Genomic DNA, 20,858 nt, shown 5'->3' with positions numbered 1-20,858 from the left:
GATCACTGATCAATAGATTTTACCGAAAGGTAATCTCTTTTTGAGCTTGTGATGGTTATGACTGTTTTTTGTGCCAGATGGAAACATCAGGAACCACAGATCATCAGACCAGATTCTTCAAGCCGTCAAAAATACTTTCGAAAAAAGTAGAAAGATTTAATCCGTTACTATGGTTGAAATATACAAATACCAGGAGTACGATTACCACAAATATGATAAGTTTACGGAAGGCGAAAGCGATAATAATCAATGCGATAGGGATGATGAATAACCATAAACTATTGATGGTGTAAGGACTTAGATCGGTATCTTTTTTATAAACATACACGAGCTTGCTATGTGTACCGGCGTCGTTTTGGTGTTTGATATAAACAAAAGTAGATTTATCGATCGGTAAAGGCAGCACCGCTATGCCATCATTAAATTTTAATACCTGGGTAAAGCCACTTACACTAAAGGTATAGGTTCCGTTAATATTCTCGTTGGGGTTGTTCAAAGAATCGGCTGCTATGATGGCCAGTTTACTGTTTTTTAGCAAATTCTCTTTTACCAGAAAATTATTGATTGATGCGTTTTGTGCAAAGCCGAAAAGGCCGTTTATACACAGCAAAAACAAGAGTACGATTCGTTTCATTCGATAGAACGTTTATTGTAAATTAAATAACCGATATGCAATAATACGCCATTTCTTTTAATAGCATCATTATATAAATTATAACTTAGGCTAACCGGGCCAAGAGGTGAGTGATAAACCAGACCAGCGGTACCTGCATAACGTAATTTCGTAATGGCCTTTGCATAACTGATGTCCTGGAAATTATTCAGCTCAAATTCTTTATGCGGTAAAAATAAATAACCCTCTAATCTAACATCAAGGTTTTTTTTAACGTTATAAATGTTTTTTATTCCGCCAGCGGCATAGGTGGTCGCCCTAAATTTATCCAGGAACAGCGAGCGGCTATCTTGCAGCGGGTAAAAGGCCGGAGCGGTTAAAAGCGTTGCGTAATAGTTGCTAAATAAGGGCTGATTCGAAATTACACCTTCAACAATGTAACCCAGCGTATATTTGTTGAGGTGTAAAAAATAGTTCTCCTGCGTAAGCTTAATACTGGCCCAATGGCGTAGCTGGCTACTGCCCGGGATTTTCACAAAACCAGGGGTATTCCGGAAAATGTTACCGGGATTATAATTTTCGCGACCGGTCGTGTAATTAAAACTTAACGAAAAGCTTTGGCCATTGGTGGCGTATTGTTTTCTGTTCAGCGAATTCTTTTCCAGGTTTAATGAGCCCCTGAAGCCATTAAATATAGTTTGATCTAAGAAATCGCCTACTGCAAAGGTATTATTTGGACTGTACCGGTCATTATTGTTGATAAAGTTAGCATGGAGCACAATTTTGGTATTGTAATTTAATGGCATTCCCATCATCAGATCGATCTTCCGGTCTGACTGTTCGATATAAATGGGGCGTGGGTTTTCAATAAAAATCTGACTGGTATTATAAAAATTCCAGTGATTATAGGTTAGCTCTGCAGCAAGAAACAGGGGGAGCCTGGTAGGATAATCTACCCGGCCATTTACCTGTACCGATTCGTAAAAACGACCGGAGTAAAAACTGGTTCCGAAAGTGTAGGATTTGCGGTTGAGGTAATTGTATTGCGCACCTAAAAAAACATTACTGATGGGCCTGGTTGAAATATTGCCACCCAACTCGAGCTTAAAACTCTTTTTGGGCTGTGCCACTACTTCAAAAGTATAGCTGTCTGTTGCAGCCTGATAAGAAATTTTGGGATATACCGTTTCAAAAGTTTGGTCGGCAACAAGTTTGTAATACCCACGTTTAACATCTTGCAGGTTAAAAGTAGTTTTATCGCTTTTGAAAAGCCTTTCTACATATCTTTTTTGCTGGTTGTTTACGCCGGTTACGATGATACTACTGAATCTGAGATCTGGTTTTTTCGAATTGAATTTTTCCCTTTTCTGCGTCAGTTCTTCATCGCTCACCCTTCTGCTGATCAAAGCTTTAATCCTTGGCATATCAGCCATGGTGGCATCATATCCTTTTTTGATCAGCTCTGCTACCGGAGCGAAGTTGGTTACGCTGTAAGTGGCTAAATCTGGCTGGATATATACACCGTTTTTACCGATCATGGTAGAGTCTGATTTAGATAAGAACATGTATACCAGAAAGCGGTTCATTAAACGATCGTCGATGTTTTTCGGATATTCGTTATAGGTTTTGGAAGAAACATTGGCCCCAATCATATAATCGGGCTTAAAATCTCTTTCCATTACGTCTGCCGGGAAATTATTGTAAAGGCCACCGTCAAAAACATACTTGCCGTCTAATTTAATTGGCCTGTAGATAATGGGTACTGTCATGGTGGCCCTTACGGCTTCAGCCAAACTTCCTTTACTTACCGTGATGCTTTTTTGCGAAAGCACATCGGCAACCATACAGCGATAGGGAACAAACAGGTTATCGAAATTGTCTTTGGAAACGGCTGAGGCCTGTGAAAAAAGCTCCAGAAAAGCAAAATTTAGGGGAATATCATTAATCAGATTGGAACGGAAGCTAAAATGAAAACCCGTATCAATAGCCACTTTTGCGGTAAGCATGGAGGCATTGGGTGCATTTTTCTGGAAATAATACGTATAATCACTTGTGTACCGTCCGTTTACCCAGTTCTGAAAGTCGTTACTCAGGGCTATTTCCTCAATCTGTTTTGGACTATAGCCAGCCGCATACATGGCGCCAACGATCCCACCCATAGAGGTGCCGGTAATGTAATCGATTGGAATGTGGTTTTCTTCAAGGGCCTTTAGCGTACCAATGTGCGACAATCCTTTAGCACCACCGCCACTAAATACGAGGCCTACCTTTTGCGCCTGCAATTGGCTACAACACAGAACGAACAGGATCAGCAAATATCTTTTAAAAGTTACCACCCCTAAAAATAAGTGTTTTTCTTTTAAAATCAGTTCAATATGAAAATGTTATAAGTTAAAAATGTAGCAAAACTTACCCACACAATGTATGGGATAAAAAGTATTCCGGCCCATTTATTGATTTTATAAAAAGTGATGGCATTAATAACGATCACCAGTAACAGTAAAATGATTTCTGCCAGCGCAAAACCTATTTCATGCAGATAAAAGAAAATGAACGACCAGGCGAGATTTAAAATCAGCTGGATCAGGTAAATGGCAACTGTACGTGGAAAATGAACAATTTTATCGCGTCTTACCCAGACGAGGTAGGCCGCAATACCTATTAAGATATAAAGGCTGGTCCAAACCGGTGCAAAAAGCCAATCTGGCGGATTAAACGATGGTTTATTTAATGTTGGGTACCAGGTTTTGACCGATTGAGCAGTAGCCCATCCGCCCAAGGCGCCAACACCCAGTGTGATGGCAATATTAATAATAAAAGCCAGCGGTTTGAATTTCATGCGATAAATTTGAGCTTAAATACGGATAAAACCAAAATATTTTCATTATCTGCCTATACCGGGTACTACGGGTAAACTCTCATTAACATCATTTCCAACACTCTGAACGGCGAATAAATAATTGTCTTTACTGTAGGGCAATCTTAATTCAGTAGCGGAAGTGAAAAATTTCTTTTCCCAGACAGCGCTGCTGGTTTCGCGCATTAATACATAATAGCCTTTTACCGTACCATTAAGGGGGGCTTTCCAGTATAAAAAAGTCGAGTTGCTCAGGTTTTTAACGTCAACCTTTACTTCGGTTGGGCTTGAAGGGGCTTTGGCCAGATTGGCTAAAACAGCAATATTTACACCTGTGTTTTTGCGTAGATATTCAAAATCCATAAATTCCTGCAGATCGCCATACCGCACACCATTTTCTGTTCTCAGGTCTTGATGCTGGTGATCGAAGTTCTCGTTCATTTCGGTGATGCGTACGGCTGTAAAACCATTTTCTACGAATGGGGTATGGTCTCCACCACGTAGAAACCGGTCGTTTCTGTAAATTAATTTAACTTCTAACTGATCTACATAACGCTCGCCTATTTCTTTAACATAACGTGCCAACTGACGGCTTTTACCATCGTTCTCTAAACCAAACTGGCGGATACTTTTGGCATTTTTATCAAGATCGAAACTGGGTAAACCCTCACTAAAAACACGCAGCCTGGTATTATCAATAATTTGTGTTTCGCTACTATTGTTACTGCCAATCATATCATTGTTCAGCATAGCATCTACATTCCAGTTTTCTTTTTTAGCTTTCGCTGCCATAAAACCAGAACCCAGTAGAGATTGTTCTTCGCCGCTTACGGCTACAAATATGATGGTTGCCGGAAATTTATACTGACTCATAATTCGTGCAGCCTCTATTACGCCTGCTACTCCGCTGCCGTCATCGTTAGCGCCCGGCGCATCGCTGGTTCTGTTCATCACATCCGTAACACGGCTATCCAGGTGTCCGCTTACTACATAAACCCGTTTATCGTTGGTATCCGTGCCTTTTAATATGGCTACGGCATTACCTAAAAATGTAGGCTGATCTACTCTTTTACCGTCAGGTTTTAGGGTAATGGTATCCAGGTACGCAGTAAGCCTGCCATCACTTTGCTTCGCCAACTGGTTAAATTTACTCAGCACCCAATTTCTTGCGGCTCCAATTCCTTTTGTTTTACTTTTAATGTCGCTAAGCGTATTTCTGGTTCCGAAAGAAACCATTTTACTGATATAAGATTTTAGCGAATCGGGATTTACAGCCTTAACCATTTTATCTATATCCTGATTTCGGTTAACCACAACCTGGGCCTGTAGCGATAAACTAATGGCAATAAAAGTAAGTAGGGTATAGGCTTTTTTCATTTGAGGAGGCTTTTTTGGAAACTGATGACTTTATTTATAACGAAGATATTAAATGATTGCCGGAATGTGAATGGCTAAAAATTAAAGGCATGTAACAATTCGGCGTAAAAAGCCCTTTGAAAATGAATCAAAGGGCGTTAACTTATACAAAGTGATGATTTTTCATCTGAGATATGCTATGTATTGTAGATCAGTAATATCAATTATATTCTTTTTTGTCGTATTGAATAACAATTGTGTCCAGATTTAAATACCCTTCTGGATCTGTAGTTATGTTGCCAATTATTTTGGGGATGTTGTAAACATCGATCATTGTTGAGTTATAATCTGATGATAAAACGATAATAACTACTTTCACCTGCACACCCTTATAACCTTTAGAAACTATCTCCGAATCATCCAGTTTAGCGATCTTCGTTTTGTCAAGAAATACAGCATCGATAAGAGGATTATTGATATTTACATCCGAATTAATTTTGCCAGCTATTTTGTTTAGCGCCACTGCTATGGTAAAACTATAAACCGCTGTTGAGTCTTTAAGTTTATTGAATGCGATACTGTTATCAATAATTTTACTAAAACTGGAAATATCTGCTTTACTTTCCTGTGCATGTAATGAACCGACCCCAAGGAATATCGCCAAAAAAAAATGTAAGTATTGATTGTGCAGCGGTTTTCCTTTTTGGTTGACGATACATTGCGTACTGTTCAGATTTACAACTTGGTTTTATCATTAATGGCATCACTCCCAAGCAAATGGACAGCAGAATTGCTTAGGCTAATTCTCATCATTTTATGTTCTGATTAACGAAGGATACAATTTACATTATATGCGCAAGTTATTAATTAAACCATCAAAAAATAAAGCTTTTTATTTTCAAAAAAGTAGCATTTGGACATACAAAAAGGCCCTTTGAAACGAATCAAAATGGCCTTTACTCAATTTCGATATTACTTTGTAACAGCTGATGTTAGGTCGTGTGTCCGGCTCCAATTGCCAAAAGCTTTTTTTGCTGAAGATTTAGCTGTATCTAAATCAATATCGCCTGCAATAGTCAGAAATGTTTTTTCAGGAGAGATCTGTTTATAAAAGTTTTTAACATCGGCCAGTGTTAAGGCGTTGATCGAATTTTCATTTACCGTTTGATCATAATCATAATCCTGTGCCTTAATACTGGTCATTAATTTAGCTTTAGCGATATTAAAAGTTTTTTGATCAATGGTAGCGTTTTGGATCAAGGTAGCCATCTGTATCAGGTCTTTCTCCAGGTCAGTATTTAACGTAGCCAGCTTACCACTGTTGTCTTTAAAACTGATGTTCGGACTTTTACTTGCATTTTCATTTAGCACGGCATTTAATAGCTCAACTATACCATCTTTTTTAGTGTCAAATGCTTTGATATCCAAGGTGAAACTGGAATAAGCCTTCGGCGATTTATTATTTTCTGAAATAATAATGTTCATGCCATTCTTAAGTTTGTAACCCACCGGCTCTTTAAAAGTCTGTGCTTCGACTGTAAAAACGGAAAGGAGAGCAACAGTAGAAAGTACAATTGTTTTGATTTTGTTCATTTTATTTTTTATTGATAATAAGGATAATCGTCAGTAGATCTTTTGGCATGACAAATCATTGATTTTTCAATGCATTGAGCATAAATGGTGAGATTTACAAGAACTGGCCTATATACGTTGCTACATCCGCAATGGATTTTGGCAAACGGATATTTTATTCATTTCGTTCATTATGCTATTCTGAATTATTTGCGCCGCATTAATCATAATATTTCAGGTAGCGACCTTTAAGGTCCATAGTTAGCAACAAGTTGATTCGCCTTTAGAAACTGGTTGACAAAGACGAAATATCAAGAGGACGGGAGGAGTCGGGCTACTATAGCGCGTACTGTGCATCCCTGTTATTGGATAATGTAATATTAACAATAGGTTGTTTTTCCAAAGGCAGGAGGATTGCCTGGTTCATTCAAACAAAATTACAACAATACAACAATTTAGGCGCGCAATATTTATCAATAAAAGTATCTTTGCGGCTATGCAATTGGCCAAAGAGGTTAAATATTTAATTCACAAGGAAGTATTGTTAGAGTGGCGCTCCAAATATACCATTAACGGTGTATTGCTTTATGTGGTCTCTACCATTTTTACATGTTACCTCTCTTTTGTTAGCCTTGGCGATAAATTAACCTGGAACGCACTCTTTTGGATCATTATGCTTTTTGCCTCGATTAATGGCGTATCGAAAAGTTTTTTACAGGAAACCAAAGGTCAGCAGTTATATAGTTATGTATTGGCCAGTCCGGCTGCAGTGTTAATATCCAAAACGGTGTACAATACAATACTGATGTTGGTGCTTACTACTATTGCTTTAGGTTTTTATACTTTGGTTTTTGATTCTTTTACGCCGCCCGATTTATTGCTGTATTATGTAGCTGTATTATTGGGTAGTATCAGTTTTTCTACTGTATTTACCATGGTTTCGGCCATAGCGAGCAAAGCGGGTAATGGTGGGATGCTGATGGCTATTTTAAGCTTTCCGATCATTATCCCGGTATTGATTCTGCTAATTAAACTGGCTAAAAATGCGGTTGATGGTCTGCCATGGGAGAATAGTTACGATGAAATATCGATGTTGCTGGTGGTAAATGTACTTGTGGTGGCAACCTCTTTACTGTTATTTCCTTACCTTTGGAGGGATTAATATGGAAGATGGGAAATGGAAGATGGAACAAAGAAACATTAACTAATTCAATCATTTAAAATTCGATAATTAAATATAAATATGCATAAAACTTGGTGGAAAATTTTAGGTTCGGTTTTGGTAATTTATACGGCAATTGCAGGTTTATTACTTCACGTACCGCGTTTACCAATATTAAATGAAACGATTAGAAATCTGTATTTTCATGTGCCCATGTGGTTTTCGATGATTGTACTTTTTTCGATCTCAGTCTTTTATAGTATAAAATCGTTGAGTACGAAAAGTGAAATTGATGATATGAAGGCTGTAGAGAGTGTAAATGCAGGAATTATTTTTGGTCTTTTGGGTTTGGTTACCGGCGCCATCTGGGCTAAATATTGCTGGGGAGAATTTTGGAGCTTTGACCCCAAACAAAATTTTGCCGCTATTTCTGTTTTATTATACTTTGCCTATCTCATTCTCCGGAATGCAATTGACGAAGAACAAAAAAGAGCAAAGATTTCTGCCATTTACAATATTTTTGCCTTTCCGATGATGGTGGTCTTGCTTTTTGTTTTACCCCGGCTAAAAGATTCCTTACATCCGGGCAATGGCGGTAACCCTGGTTTTAACAGTTACGATTTGGATAGTCGCATGCGCATGGTGTTTTACCCTGCCTGTTTGGGCTGGATCCTGATTGGCTATTGGGTATATACCATCCGCTTCAGAATACGTACTATTGAGAACAAACAACAACATAACTAAAATGAAGAAAATATTTTTCTCCCTGATATTAATGATGGCTACTATGCAGTTATTTGCACAAGATAATGGCGTAGAAATGGCCGATAGTCTTCGTAGCAATGGAAAAATTTACGTGGTGGTTATCTGCATCGTAATTATTCTGGTAGGTTTGCTCGCATACCTTTTCTCCATCGATAGAAGATTAAAGAAAATCGAAAAAGAAAACCACATCAGTGATAAATAAAGGATCGTAATTGCGATAGTCCGGATAATTTTTTAAAGGGGATCAATATCAGTTGATCTCCTTTTTTATGTCTTGTTTTTTGGCCTGAAATTATGATATTGATAATTTCAGCTGTTTTTTTGTTTATTGATTAATCAGTATCGTAAAAAAACAGACCTGTGGATATTTTTTTTATAATTTTTTTTCGTCAGATTAAGCAGCGAAAAAACCTATTAAATTAGTCGTTTTATTCCTGTCGAAGGATGGGTATATAGCTGTTTAAACCTATTTAAATGTTGTTTTTGAACAGATCTGCATCATCGGTATAACGCCTTTTACATGCGCTATATAGGGTGGTGTTAGCTGTACACTAAGTATTTTTGCATTTGGATATGTGCATTTTTTTTAGGCAATTTTGCACCGAAAACTTATTCAATATAAAAAATAAATAATGGCTAATCTAGCAGACGAGAACAAGTTCTTTGCAGATGTTTGTAAGAACTTTGACAGTGCGGCTCAATTTACCAATCATCCCGAAGGTTTATTGAACCAGATTAAAACATGTAATAGTGTATATCGTTTCCAGTTCCCCATCCGCCGTGGAAATGGTTTTGAAGTAATTGATGCCTGGCGCGTAGAACACTCTCACCACATGAGCCCTACCAAAGGGGGGATCCGTTACAGTGAAATGGTAAACGAAGATGAGGTTATGGCGCTGGCTGCCCTGATGACTTACAAATGTGCTATTGTTAACGTTCCATTTGGCGGTGCAAAAGGCGGTATTAAAATCAACACCAAACAATACAGTGTTGCCGAACTCGAAACCATTACCCGTCGTTATACAACTGAATTAATTAAGAAAAACTTCATTGGTCCCGGCATTGATGTTCCTGCTCCTGATTATGGATCTGGAGAACGCGAAATGAGCTGGATTGCCGATACTTATATGACCATGAATCCTGGTCAGCTCGATGCTTTGGGCTGCGTTACCGGTAAGCCGATCGCTTTGCACGGTATCCGTGGTCGTAAAGAAGCTACCGGACGTGGTGTAGCTTATGCCGTACGTGAGTGTGTTGAAGTTGCAGAAGATATGGCTAAGTTAGGCTTTAAAGCCGGTTTGGGCGATAAAAGGGTAATTGTTCAGGGATTAGGTAACGTGGGTTATCACTCTGCTAAATTCTTGTCTGAATTTGGAGCAACCATAGTTGGCCTTTGTGAATTTGAAGGTGCGATTTACAATCCTGATGGATTAAACGTTGATGAGGTTTTTGCACACCGTAAAAACACAGGTTCAATTTTAGATTTTCCAGGTGCCACCAGCTTTAAAAATTCAATGGAAGGTTTAGAGCAGGACTGCGATATCATTGTTCCTGCAGCTTTAGAAAACCAATTTACAGAACTTAATATCCGCAACATTAAAGCGAAAATTATTGCAGAAGGTGCTAACGGACCAACTACACCAGAAGCTGAAGCCATTTTTACCGAAATGGGTGGTATCATCATTCCTGATATGTATTGCAATGCGGGCGGTGTTACGGTTTCTTATTTCGAATGGTTGAAAAACCTTTCTCACGTGGCTTTTGGTCGTATGGAGAACCGCTATGCAGCTAACTCAAATGCGAATCTGATCAATACTTTAGAAAACCTGACCGGTAAAACCATTCTTCCTGAACACCGTTTGATGATTGTTAAAGGCGCATCTGAAATGGAACTGGTTAATTCTGGTTTAGAAGATACGATGATCCATTCGTACCACGAAATCCGCGAAACGTTGATGACCAAACCGGGTACCAAAACATTAAGAACGGCTGCTTTCGTTAATTCGATTGATAAAATTGCGGTTTCTTACATGAATTTAGGTGTTTGGCCATAAGGGCGCAAAGCTGAAAGACTAAAGCTTAAAGCGAAAATCCCTGCAGATGTAACATTTGCAGGGATTTTTTGTTACTTGCCAGTTTTGTTTACTGTTCTTTAACAACCAGACGTTTTCTATTTATTCGGCTTTTAAAACAAGCACTAAGAGATAATACTCAACTCTTCTAAATCCAGCCTCCATTCTTCTTTCCTGATCACTTCGTCATCGTATTTTTTGTTGCGTTTTAAATGATGTAACTCATCGCGCTGAATTTGAATTAAGGCAAGCACGATTTCCCGGTAAGCTTTTAAATCTTCTTTATCAATTTCGCCTCTTCTATAAGCGTGGATATTATCCCTTTTTTCTTTTAAAGCGTGTTGTAACTCTGCTTTTAGGTTAACCATTAACTCATTGTGGGTGCATTGGTGCTGATAATCGGCATTTAATTTATCTAAGGAAAGATCAATCAATTTTAGTTTAATCTGATTTGTCTGCTCCTGTTCCGTTAATTTGCTCTTAGGATCCGGAATTTTAAGCCATTTGATTACCAGGGGAAGGGTAAGTCCCTGCAAAACCAACGTAATGAAAATGACCACAAAAGTGATGAATAAAATCAGGTTCCTTAAAGGGAAAGCCACCGAATCAGAAATCATAACCGGAATGGAAAGTGCCGCGGCTAAAGATACCACGCCTCTCATCCCCGCGTAAATGATCACTACATATGAATGCCAGGTCATATCCCGATAACGTATTCGTGTTTTTTTATTAAAGAGCAGTGTAATCTGAGCGGTTGAAACCAACCATACCATGCGGACAAAAAGTGCCAGTATACTAATCCCGAATCCGTAACCGATAGCTTTGGTTATCGGATAATCAGGCCCTAAGCCGTTTACAATATCCGGTAGGGCCAGGCCAATTAATATAAATACAACACCGTTGAGCATAAATATTAATGATGACCATACGTTAACCGTTTTTATTCTGGAACTTGAGGTTAAGATGATATGTGATTGACTGGAGAGTAACAAACCTCCTGATACAACTGCCATTACGCCAGACGCTTCAAAATGCTCGGCAGTGATGTACATAAAGTAAGGTGTAAGTAAGGTCAGTACGGTATCAATATTATCGGTTGTTGGTAACCAACGGTGGATCACATAAAAAATGCCACCAACAGCAAGACCGATTAAAATACCAAGGCCAGCAACAGTAACGAAGCTTACCGCTGCATCCTGCATTACAAATGTGCCGCTAACTATAGTAGCTAATGCGAATTTAAACACAATCAAACTGGAAGCATCATTTACCAAACTCTCTCCTTCCAGTAAAGTACTTACCACCTTTGGAATCTTCATGCCTTTTAATACCGCTGCTGCGGCAACGGCATCTGGCGGCGAAACAATGCCCCCCAATAAAAAACCCAACGCCAGGGTAAAACCAGGTATAAATATTACAGATGCATAAGCAACAGCCACCGAGGTAATAAAAACCAAACCCACGGCCATTAAAAATATACCACCCTTAAATTCCCAAAAGTCTTTCCATGAGGTAAACCAGGCAGCTTCATAAAGTAAAGGCGGTAAAAAAAGCAGGAAAACAAGATCGGGATCAATTTTGATATGTGGAATACCCGGAATAAAGCCAATAAGTAAGCCGGCCAATACCAAAAAAATAGGATAGGAGATTTTGATCTTCTGGCCAACCATTACCAACAGGGTTACGCCTAAAAGTAAAACCAAAATAAGAATCAAATTATCATGAAGCATTTAACATGTTTTTAGGTGATCAACTTACGAATATACCAACGTTTGATTAAGAAAATAAAGAACAGATACAACAGCGTATATTTATGCTTTTATTTCGGGAGTGATTTTACTTGCGTGCCGGAATATCAACAGATAAATTAAAATTTAAAGAGCTGTTGAAGCCATTTTTAAACATTTTTAAAAGTTGAATGAGGGCATTGGCATCCTTGTTTAAAAATAAAAGTTCCGATTCAAGTTTAATTTTGTCTTTCCCTGCGCTTTTTGCTTTAATCTCCAACTGACTAAAAGTACCCAGTTTGTCTGCAATCAATGGTATTGATGTTTGTTTAATTAACTTTTTGAAATCTACTTTAAAATAAAAGAAATCAGCAGATGATACCCTTTTTGAATCAGGCTTAGCATCCTTAACGGTAGTGAATAAAACGTTGCCCTTACCGCCTTTAAAATAAACCTGGTACAATGGAATCATTAAACTGCTAATCTTTCCGGTAGATTGATCCAGCGCACCCAGCGATTTCAGATAATTGCCTACTGCCTGATCATCGGCACTCAGATTCACGTTAACCGAAGGAATCTTATGGTCTTGAAGTATTTTTTTTTCTACCTGCTCAAAGTTTTCATTGTATTCGTAGCCTACGATGGTATCTACCTGTGTAATGGTTTTTGTCCATTCAAAATCCATATAATCTTTGTAAAACCTGAAAAAACTATCCTTTGATAGTAACGAGGGATTTACGGTTTGATTTTTTTTAATTAAATCCGGTTTGATTTTTCCGTTTAACCATATACCCACTGTACTTTCGGGATTTAACTTCCGATGCCTGGGTTGTACAGCAGGCTCTATCCATTTATTCCCGAATTCACCGCTGAAATCAATTTTTCCATCTGTAAAATTAATCCTGCTTAAATTTTCTGCATTTTGAAAAGAGAGGTGATCGGAAAGACTGGTCATTTGTGCAAACTTGCTATCACTAATTTTAACCATGTTTTTCTGATCCTGGATCTCGTACAGTAGGTTTTTTACCGGCTCCTTCGCCATGGTGAATGCGAAGCTTACAGTTGTTTTGTTAAACAGGACACAAAATGTTGAGTCTGCAGATTGAAAAAAATGGGCATCCTTTTTTAACAATGTAAGCTTTTTCCGAATAAAAGTATCAAATGCCAAACTATCGGCTATTTCTAAACGGGTGTAAAAAGTATTTACAGCTTTTCCTTTTAAGGTGTATAGGTAAATGTTTGCGGGGATTTTTAAGCCTGTATTTAAATCATTAATTTTTTCTCTGATCCCTTTCTTGTCCGTTCCGGAATATTGACTGGGATGTTTCAGGTAACTAACAGCCAGGGTCTTGTATAGTTCATCTACATTTATTTTTAATAAAGTCTGGGTAGTAACAGGAATTAATATTTTACCGGCCTGGATTTGCCTGTATTTAAACAAGCCAAAATAAAAAACAAGCAGCAATAGAATTATCGCTGCTGTTATTTTTAAAAATTTCTTCATGAGAATGGTTAACTGTATAATTGGTTAACTGTGGCGTAGCCAACCGGAAATTATTAACTGGCCATTGCCAACTGAAAACTGCCAACTAGAAACTGCTAACTGCCAATCTAAAAACTGCCAACTGAATTACTTAGCTGCATTTTCAATTAACGAGAATAAATACTTCAAAGCATTTTCGTGGCCGTTCGGAATTTCTGCACTGATATCTGCTGATACCAGCTTCCCTTTGATCGGGTTAGATTTCATGTATACATTGCCCATTTTTTCCAGGATGCTGTTGAATTTCTTCGCCGTTTCGTCTCCACCCATTTCAGAAGCAGGCACTTTTCCCACTAGGTTTTTAGCATTAAATAAAAAGCTGAAATTGTTTTTGCTCAATAGTTGCTTATGCATTTTACTTAATTTATAACTGCCGTATTGATTGTTTTGAATGCCCTGCATTTCGGTTAAAGAATTGCCAAAAAACACGATACCATCTTTAATTTGTAAATAAACATCGATCGGACTTTTCTTTTCCATTAGTTTATAAATGTTGCCCTCAGCTGTTACGAAATTTTTGTTTATACCGTATTTAATCAGTTTATTGATCAATCTGGTATCATCAGATGAGAACATGAAAAGGAAATCAGGTAACACTTCATTTTTGGTTTTTGTTACTTCTTTTTGTTTGTAATCGTCGTCATACTCGTAAGCGGTATAAGTAACTTCCTTTGTATTTAATCCATTGATTACAAATAATGCGTCGCCCTTGATTACTTTGCTTACGGCTTCTTCGTCTAGCAATAGCGAAATCAGATCGGCACCCAGGTTCATTTCTTCGTCCATTTTAGCCCCCATAAAAGAACCATAGGTTTGTTTCAATAATTTGGGGAATTCCTCCAGGTATGCTTTGGTATCTATTGAATAGCTCATAAAACCAAGTGCTTTCTCGCTGTTCACATATTTCAGAAATTTTTTGTTTAACTTTCTGTTCAGGATTTTTTTGTAGGAATCTGCCTGTTCCTGTGATAGTTCTAAGCCTGTGGAGATGCGAAAGCTTTTGTTGTCCATAAAAAGTTTTGCATTCAGGCTGCCGTAACCTTTCATCAAACCTGCTTTACCATAAGTACCAAAACCCGGCGCGATTATATTGTATGCATCTTGAAGGCTTGAAACCCAAAGTTCTGCAATAGCTTTGTTATCTAAACTTGCTGCGTACGATTTATTGTTTTCGATAGATTGATAATTTCCATTGAAAATTTGATCAGCCTGAGCGGTCATCCAAACTAGAGCGAGCCTTTTTTTCTTGGCATCCTGTTCTGCACGTTCTTGCTGATACGTATCATATTGTGCATCAATATTAACTTTGGCGGTTGCAGTAGAATCAACAACTTCTTCGCTGGGATCTGCTTCCATTTCAAACTCGACGTTCTGCGTCCATGTTACTTTCTTTGGTTTAACAGCTTTTTTCTTTCCTGTTTTTTTCTTTATGCTTCTTTTTTTTGATGTTTTGCCAGGAGACGCTTTTTTCTGAACTCTTGCTTTTTGAATAATTGGGGGAGCAGCTACCTCTACCATCGGTTCGGCCGTGGTGGTGTAAACAGTATCTGACACAACAACACTACTATCTGCAATGGCTACATCATCATAATTGTTCTGAAACCTGATTTCTTTTATTCCATAACGTGCAGATTTAGTAGAATCGGAAAAAAAAGAACTGTTAATGCTGCCTGCTACAAAATAGAGCATGTCGTTATTCCATTTAAGTATGCTCGTGCTATCGGGCAAAACCATTGTACGGATATCACCCTGTTGGGTAAATTTTTTCTCTTTGTTTTGAATCAGGCTTTCAAATTTCCTGGCGTCCTTTATCGGGATCAGAAAACAGTTGTAGGTAATACTATCGCTTAACTGGTTAAAGTAATACATGTTTTTCTCCACGTTAATTCCAAAATCTTCTATGCTGGTAAAATTTTGATCAAGTGATTTTGATGTTTCGGTCAGCAATTTCCTGCCCAGGAAAGATTCATTAAAATCCTTAACAAACATGAGCTTAAAAACATTATCGCCTTTAATGGTAGCCACAGTGAAAGCATTTAAAGGGATTTTTTTAACCAGATCTTGTGCCCGGGTCACATTAAACGATAAAAAAAGGAAGATAGCAATTAGAATTTTTTTCATTTAGATAGATTTTAGAGATAAGCCCCGTGCATTGTCCGTTCGACAAAATACAGGGGTAAGTTTATTTAGAAAGTTGGATAGTATTGGATACGTTAACTTTTCCATTTATTAAATCAGTAATGCTGCTTTTTAACATGACTGCTTTTTTAGATTTAGATACATTTGATGCCGGATTGCTGCTATTTGTTACAGCCGACTCGAAACGATAGATGCTGGTGTAGGTGGCACCGTTAAAAACAGATTTGTCTTTTGCTTTTAACTTATTGAATGCTGTTTTGGCATTGCCGATGGCCTGGTATTTACGGCTAAAGGTTTTGCTGGCCTTATTATATAGGTAAGATGAAGTATTGGTTGCCTTTATTTTTTGCCGCGCCAGAATGTTTTTGGTGATGTTGTTGATATTGGAAACATCTTTGAAAGAGAAACTAACGGTTGCAATGTAATTATTAAAATCGCTTGTGCTTTTTACATTGGAAATACCTTCCGATTTTTTTAAATAAGCCACAGCTTCGTTTAGTTCCTGCTGTATTTTTTGTTTACTGGGTACTTTGTAACCCTGTACACTATCTAACAACATGACCGAAGCCACTTTGGTTTTACTTTGACTTAGGTTGATAGTCAGCACAACATCTCCGGTTCCATCGTTTTTTATCGAAATCTCTTCAATTACCTCAAAGCACGAGCTTAAAAGCGGTATTAAAACAATAAAGAACAAAAGTTTATAAAACTGTTTCAAGTTCATATTAATCCGGTTAATGTTTTACGGTAAAATGCGCAAAGAAATGGTTATCTGAAAGGCCAAACTTAATAATTTCGATACAAACTTTTAAATGATTTCAAATATTCGTTTAGATTGATTATAAATACCTGGTCCGGAAAAAATATTTAGTCTCAAAAATCAGCTGATTGTCAATATAAAGACAAGAAAAATGTAAAAGAATGCTGGCTAAGCCTATTTTTCTATCTTTGTTGCCAGTTTTTACAACCAGTATAACCATGAAAAAAAGTGCCATCATTGGATTGATTACCATCGCAATTTCTGTAGGAATTTTATTTAGCTTAAATGCGAATACTGATACCTATTCTAATTTTAAACAGGCAGCCCTTTCTGAAAAAGAAGAGCACGTGATGGGCTATTGGGTAAAATCGATGGGTACGCATTATGATGCAGTACAGGATGCGAACCGCTTTTCTTTCCATATGAAAGATGAAAAAGGAGAGGTGAGGGAGGTTATTTACGCAGGTACCAAACCGCAGGATTTCGAAAAATCAGAAAAATTGGTGCTTATCGGTAAAATGGATAAGGACAAATTCTACGCTTCAAAAATTTTAATGAAATGCCCTTCTAAGTATAATGATAATCTGGTAGAGATTAATAAAGATGGCAAAGTAGACACTGTAGGTAAGTACGGCGAGAAAAAATATAACTAATTTTAATGGATATTCAATTTGTAGGCGAACACCTGTTACCAGGTAAAATCGGACAGTTTTTTATTGTACTGGCTTTTAGTGCATCATTACTATCAACTATATCGTACTTTTTTGCCAGTCGCGATAAAAACTTAACAGAAAAATCCTGGCGTAACTTAGGCCGGATAGGATATCTGATTAATTTTGCCAGTATTATCTGCATCGGTGCCGTGTTATTCTACCTGGTACTTGGTCATTATTTTGAATACTATTATGTTCAATCCCATTCTTCGAAACAACTTCCGGTATACTATATCATATCTGCCTTTTGGGAAGGGCAGGAAGGTAGTTTTTGGCTTTGGGCTTTCTGGCAATCCTTTTTAGGTACATTATTGATCTGGAAGGCTAAATCATGGGAAAGCCCTGTGATGACCGTTGTTGCTTTCTCTCAGGTTTTTTTAACCTCTATGCTTTTAGGTGTAGAGATTTTTGGCGAGCGCATCGGAAGTTCTCCATTTATCCTGTTAAGAGATGCATTAGATTTAAAAGCACAGGCACCTGTAGTTTTTGCAAATCCTGAAAATTATAAAAACTACCTGAAGTTCATTACCGATGGTAAAGGGTTAAATCCATTGTTGCAGAATTATTGGATGGTGATTCACCCGCCAACCTTGTTTTTAGGTTTTGCAAGCATGGTTGTTCCTTTTGCTTACGGGATTGCAGCTTTGTGGCAAAAAAGATATAAAGAATGGATCAAGCCTGCTATGCCATGGACGCTTTTTGCGGTGATGGTTTTAGGAACAGGTATTATCATGGGCTCTTTCTGGGCTTATGAAGCGCTAAACTTTGGTGGTTTCTGGGCTTGGGATCCTGTTGAAAATGCTTCATTGATTCCGTGGTTAACCTTAATTGGTGCAGTACACGTGATGATTGCGTATAAAAATACCGGGCATGCCTATTTTACTGCAATTGCTTTGGTATTCCTAAGTTTTTTATTGGTATTGTACGCGTCTTTTTTAACCCGAAGCGGAATTTTAGGAGATACTTCAGTTCACTCATTTACCGATATGGGGATGTTTGGCCATTTGGTGTTATACAATGTGGTTTTCGCGGTTTTAGCTGTTGCTTTGATTATCAAGCGTTGGAAAGAATTGCCGATCACGACCAAGGATGAGGAAACCTATTCGCGCGAATTCTGGATGTTTATTGGTGCTTTAGTGGTAACCATTGCTTGTATTCAGGTTATTTTTTCTACTTCAGTTCCGGTATTTAACAAGGCCTTTGGCACTAATTTTACACCGCCTGTTGATGCTGTTAAATATTATAATCAGTGGCAGGCACCTTTCGCAATGGTGATTACCCTGATTTCGGGTTTTTCTCAGTATTTAAAATACAAGAGAACCGATCCGCGCAAATTTTATAGCAGTCTGGTATCTGTAATTGTTTTTTCTATCGTATTAACAGCAGGTTTAGTGTATGTGACTGAAATTTACACCAATACCATGTACATCCTGATTACTTTCAGCTGTTTATTTGCGGTGCTTTCAAATGCTGGCGTATTGTATCAGGCCTTTGGTGGCAAGGCAAAGTTAGCAGGCTCGGCGATTGCGCATATCGGTTTTGCTTTCCTGATTTTGGGTGCTTTAATTTCTGCCGCTACCAATAAACCTTTATCTATTAATGCCAATAATTTTATTCCGGTTAAGGATTTTGAAAAAACAGAAAAGCCTGGAGAGAATATCATGTTGTATAAAAATGAGCCTAAAAAAATGGGCAAGTACACGGTAACTTATGTTAGCGATACTACTCAGGCTCCAAATACTTTTTATACGCTTAACTTTAAGGTTGTAGATAAAGACGGTAAGATTAAGGAAGATTTTAATTTGCACCCTCATACTCAGGATAATGAAAAAATGGGTCTAATCGCTTCTCCTGATACCAAACATTATCTTACCTATGATGTGTACACGCACATTACCAGTGCAGCTGTTAAACAAACTGCTCATGAAGATCATGAAGGACATTCTGATGATGAGAATTACAAAGCACCACGTATTGTTAAGGTTTCGGTAGGGGATACCATTCATACCTCCAGTGGAGTGGTTACGGTTAAAGATTTGGATAGAAAACCAACAGCCAAAGATTTAGCACTTGCACAAGGCGATTATGCTGTTGGTTTACCTTTAGAAATTAATGCTGCAGGAAAAATTTATAACACAGAGCCTATTTTCTTAATTAAAGGCAACAATACTTTTGATTTTGCACGTAAGATAGATGAATTAGATCTTAAATTCCGTTTCTCGAATGTATTACCAGATGAGAAAAAAGTAGAGCTCCAAATTTTTGAGAAACCACAACAGGCTAAAGACTGGGTAGTTTTCAAAGCCATAGAATTTCCTTTTATCAATTTATACTGGGCCGGAACCATTGTAATGGTGGTAGGTTTCTTGCTTTCAATTTTCAGAAGGAGAAAAGAGGCCAAAACTGTATAAACCATGAAGATCGTTTTATTGGGGTCGGGTAATGTTGCCACAAACCTGGCAAAAGCACTTAAAGCAAATGGTGAAGATGTAATACAGGTGTACAGCCCGAATTTAGACCATGCAAGATCATTGGCTGATTTAATAGGGGCTGTTGGCATAAACGATCTCACGGAACTTGAACAACAGGCTGATTTGTATGTCATCTCGGTAAAGGATGATGCGATTGAAAGCGTTGCAAAATCATTGAAACATGTTACGGGCTTGGTGGTGCATACCTCTGGTACTACCGATATCGATATTTTATCATCACAAGTTCAGCACGCCGGCGTTTTTTATCCGCTGCAAACTTTCTCAAAAGATAGAGAAGTTTTATTTGAAAACGTTCCGCTTTGTATTGAAGCAAACGGCGAAAAGCAATTCATGATTTTAAAAAATCTCGCAGCTAAAATGAGTCGGGAGGTGTATGAGTTAAATGGAGAGAAGCGGAAAGTATTGCACCTTGCGGCGGTTTTTGCCTGTAATTTCCCTAATCACCTGTACGCCCTCGCCAATAAAATTTTAAGCCGGAATGAGTTGGACTTCGAAATCATCAGGCCACTGATTGCAGAAACAGCCAATAAGGTAATGAGCAACCTGCCGGGAGATGTGCAAACCGGGCCAGCAATCAGAGCTGACGAAAGTACATTAAATAAGCATTTGAGCATGTTAACTGATATGCCCGAATTGCAGAACATTTATCAAACATTGAGCAATAGCATAAAATTAACGCTGAAATAGCATAATTACGGCTTTTGCTTATTACTTTTGCAAAATAATTATGAGCATTTTTAAACTGAAAATAAATTTTGAAGAAGCAGATCACGAATCTATTGAATTACCAATAGCCGCAGGAGAATCTGTTTTAGATGTTTGCCTTGATAATGGGATCGAATTACAGCACAACTGCGGAGGCGTTTGCGGTTGCAGTACCTGCCATGTGTATGTAACTAAGGGAATGGATAATATCGAAGAGATTTCTGATAAGGAAGAAGACTTTATTGATAGGGCTGTTCGTCCGAAAATTACTTCGCGTTTAGGTTGCCAGTGTGTGGTAATCAACGGCGATATTGAAGTAACCATTCCAGATCAGTCTGGTTTTATGGGACACTAGTTTTAGTCCTGAGTCCAAAGTCCTTAG

At 38.0% G+C, this 20,858-nt stretch carries 18 protein-coding genes; 8 read left to right on the top strand and 10 right to left on the bottom strand.

Going from position 1 to position 20,858, the window contains the following annotated elements:
• Positions 1-103: 103 nt before the first annotated feature.
• The 6 genes from DV942_RS05630 to DV942_RS05605 all read right to left on the bottom strand — a co-directional run bounded on the left by DV942_RS05630 (position 104) and on the right by DV942_RS05605 (position 6,419).
• Positions 104-634, bottom strand: coding sequence for a hypothetical protein (locus tag DV942_RS05630; protein WP_145855950.1), 531 nt, complete (start codon positions 632-634; stop codon positions 104-106).
• Positions 631-2,949, bottom strand: coding sequence for a patatin-like phospholipase family protein (locus tag DV942_RS05625; RefSeq protein WP_244950835.1), 2,319 nt, complete (start codon positions 2,947-2,949; stop codon positions 631-633). Before DV942_RS05625 ends, DV942_RS05630 begins: the two co-directional genes overlap by 4 nt.
• Positions 2,950-2,978: 29 nt before the next feature.
• Complete coding sequence (locus DV942_RS05620; protein ID WP_145855948.1) at positions 2,979-3,452, bottom strand: TspO/MBR family protein; 474 nt, start codon at positions 3,450-3,452, stop codon at positions 2,979-2,981.
• 45 nt (positions 3,453-3,497) lie between these two features.
• A complete protein-coding gene (locus DV942_RS05615; RefSeq protein WP_145855946.1) occupies positions 3,498-4,847 on the bottom strand; it encodes a M28 family metallopeptidase in 1,350 nt (449 codons plus the stop codon).
• A gap of 199 nt (positions 4,848-5,046) precedes the next feature.
• Entirely contained in the window at positions 5,047-5,490 is a 444-nt protein-coding gene (locus DV942_RS05610; protein WP_145855944.1) for a hypothetical protein, read from the bottom strand.
• A gap of 308 nt (positions 5,491-5,798) precedes the next feature.
• The gene (locus DV942_RS05605; protein ID WP_145855941.1) at positions 5,799-6,419 is read right to left on the bottom strand and encodes an insulinase family protein; all 621 of its coding nucleotides are present in this window, start codon (positions 6,417-6,419) and stop codon (positions 5,799-5,801) included.
• 475 nt (positions 6,420-6,894) lie between these two features.
• On the opposite strand from DV942_RS05605, the gene DV942_RS05600 reads away from it, so the two are divergent.
• The 4 genes from DV942_RS05600 to DV942_RS05585 all read left to right on the top strand — a co-directional run bounded on the left by DV942_RS05600 (position 6,895) and on the right by DV942_RS05585 (position 10,379).
• Positions 6,895-7,560: a heme exporter protein CcmB gene (locus DV942_RS05600; RefSeq protein ID WP_145855939.1), complete on the top strand. Its 666-nt coding sequence runs from the start codon at positions 6,895-6,897 to the stop codon at positions 7,558-7,560.
• Between the two features lie 81 nt (positions 7,561-7,641).
• Positions 7,642-8,304, top strand: a complete 663-nt coding sequence (gene ccsA / locus DV942_RS05595) for a cytochrome c biogenesis protein CcsA (protein WP_090981874.1) — start codon at positions 7,642-7,644, stop codon at positions 8,302-8,304.
• A 1-nt stretch (position 8,305) separates the two neighbouring features.
• Positions 8,306-8,527 (top strand): CcmD family protein, encoded by a 222-nt coding sequence (locus tag DV942_RS05590; protein WP_166672315.1) that lies wholly within the window; start codon positions 8,306-8,308, stop codon positions 8,525-8,527.
• A gap of 430 nt (positions 8,528-8,957) precedes the next feature.
• The gene (locus DV942_RS05585; RefSeq protein ID WP_090981877.1) at positions 8,958-10,379 is read left to right on the top strand and encodes a Glu/Leu/Phe/Val family dehydrogenase; all 1,422 of its coding nucleotides are present in this window, start codon (positions 8,958-8,960) and stop codon (positions 10,377-10,379) included.
• Positions 10,380-10,522: 143 nt separating this feature from the next.
• On the opposite strand, the gene DV942_RS05580 is transcribed toward DV942_RS05585, so the two are convergent.
• The 4 genes from DV942_RS05580 to DV942_RS05565 all read right to left on the bottom strand — a co-directional run bounded on the left by DV942_RS05580 (position 10,523) and on the right by DV942_RS05565 (position 16,530).
• Positions 10,523-12,127: a Na+/H+ antiporter gene (locus DV942_RS05580; RefSeq protein WP_145855937.1), complete on the bottom strand. Its 1,605-nt coding sequence runs from the start codon at positions 12,125-12,127 to the stop codon at positions 10,523-10,525.
• A 106-nt stretch (positions 12,128-12,233) separates the two neighbouring features.
• Entirely contained in the window at positions 12,234-13,628 is a 1,395-nt protein-coding gene (locus tag DV942_RS05575; RefSeq protein WP_145855935.1) for a hypothetical protein, read from the bottom strand.
• A gap of 126 nt (positions 13,629-13,754) precedes the next feature.
• Entirely contained in the window at positions 13,755-15,788 is a 2,034-nt protein-coding gene (locus DV942_RS23415; protein ID WP_186462431.1) for a hypothetical protein, read from the bottom strand.
• Between the two features lie 61 nt (positions 15,789-15,849).
• Complete coding sequence (locus DV942_RS05565; RefSeq protein WP_145855933.1) at positions 15,850-16,530, bottom strand: hypothetical protein; 681 nt, start codon at positions 16,528-16,530, stop codon at positions 15,850-15,852.
• Positions 16,531-16,784: 254 nt separating this feature from the next.
• On the opposite strand from DV942_RS05565, the gene DV942_RS05560 reads away from it, so the two are divergent.
• From DV942_RS05560 to DV942_RS05545, 4 genes are read left to right on the top strand one after another with little or no spacing between them, the layout of a single operon-like run.
• A complete protein-coding gene (locus DV942_RS05560; protein WP_145855931.1) occupies positions 16,785-17,219 on the top strand; it encodes a cytochrome c maturation protein CcmE domain-containing protein in 435 nt (144 codons plus the stop codon).
• Positions 17,220-17,224: 5 nt separating this feature from the next.
• Positions 17,225-19,690: a heme lyase CcmF/NrfE family subunit gene (locus DV942_RS05555; protein ID WP_145855929.1), complete on the top strand. Its 2,466-nt coding sequence runs from the start codon at positions 17,225-17,227 to the stop codon at positions 19,688-19,690.
• 3 nt (positions 19,691-19,693) lie between these two features.
• Complete coding sequence (locus DV942_RS05550) at positions 19,694-20,458, top strand: Rossmann-like and DUF2520 domain-containing protein (protein ID WP_145855927.1); 765 nt, start codon at positions 19,694-19,696, stop codon at positions 20,456-20,458.
• A 40-nt stretch (positions 20,459-20,498) separates the two neighbouring features.
• Complete coding sequence (locus DV942_RS05545) at positions 20,499-20,831, top strand: 2Fe-2S iron-sulfur cluster-binding protein (protein WP_025143142.1); 333 nt, start codon at positions 20,499-20,501, stop codon at positions 20,829-20,831.
• The last annotated feature ends 27 nt before the right edge of the window (positions 20,832-20,858 follow it).

This window comes from Pedobacter suwonensis (genome assembly GCF_007833675.1).
GTDB lineage: Bacteria > Bacteroidota > Bacteroidia > Sphingobacteriales > Sphingobacteriaceae > Pedobacter > Pedobacter suwonensis.
Note: the sequence above shows the minus strand (reverse complement) of the source record. Positions and strands in the feature narration are given on the sequence as shown.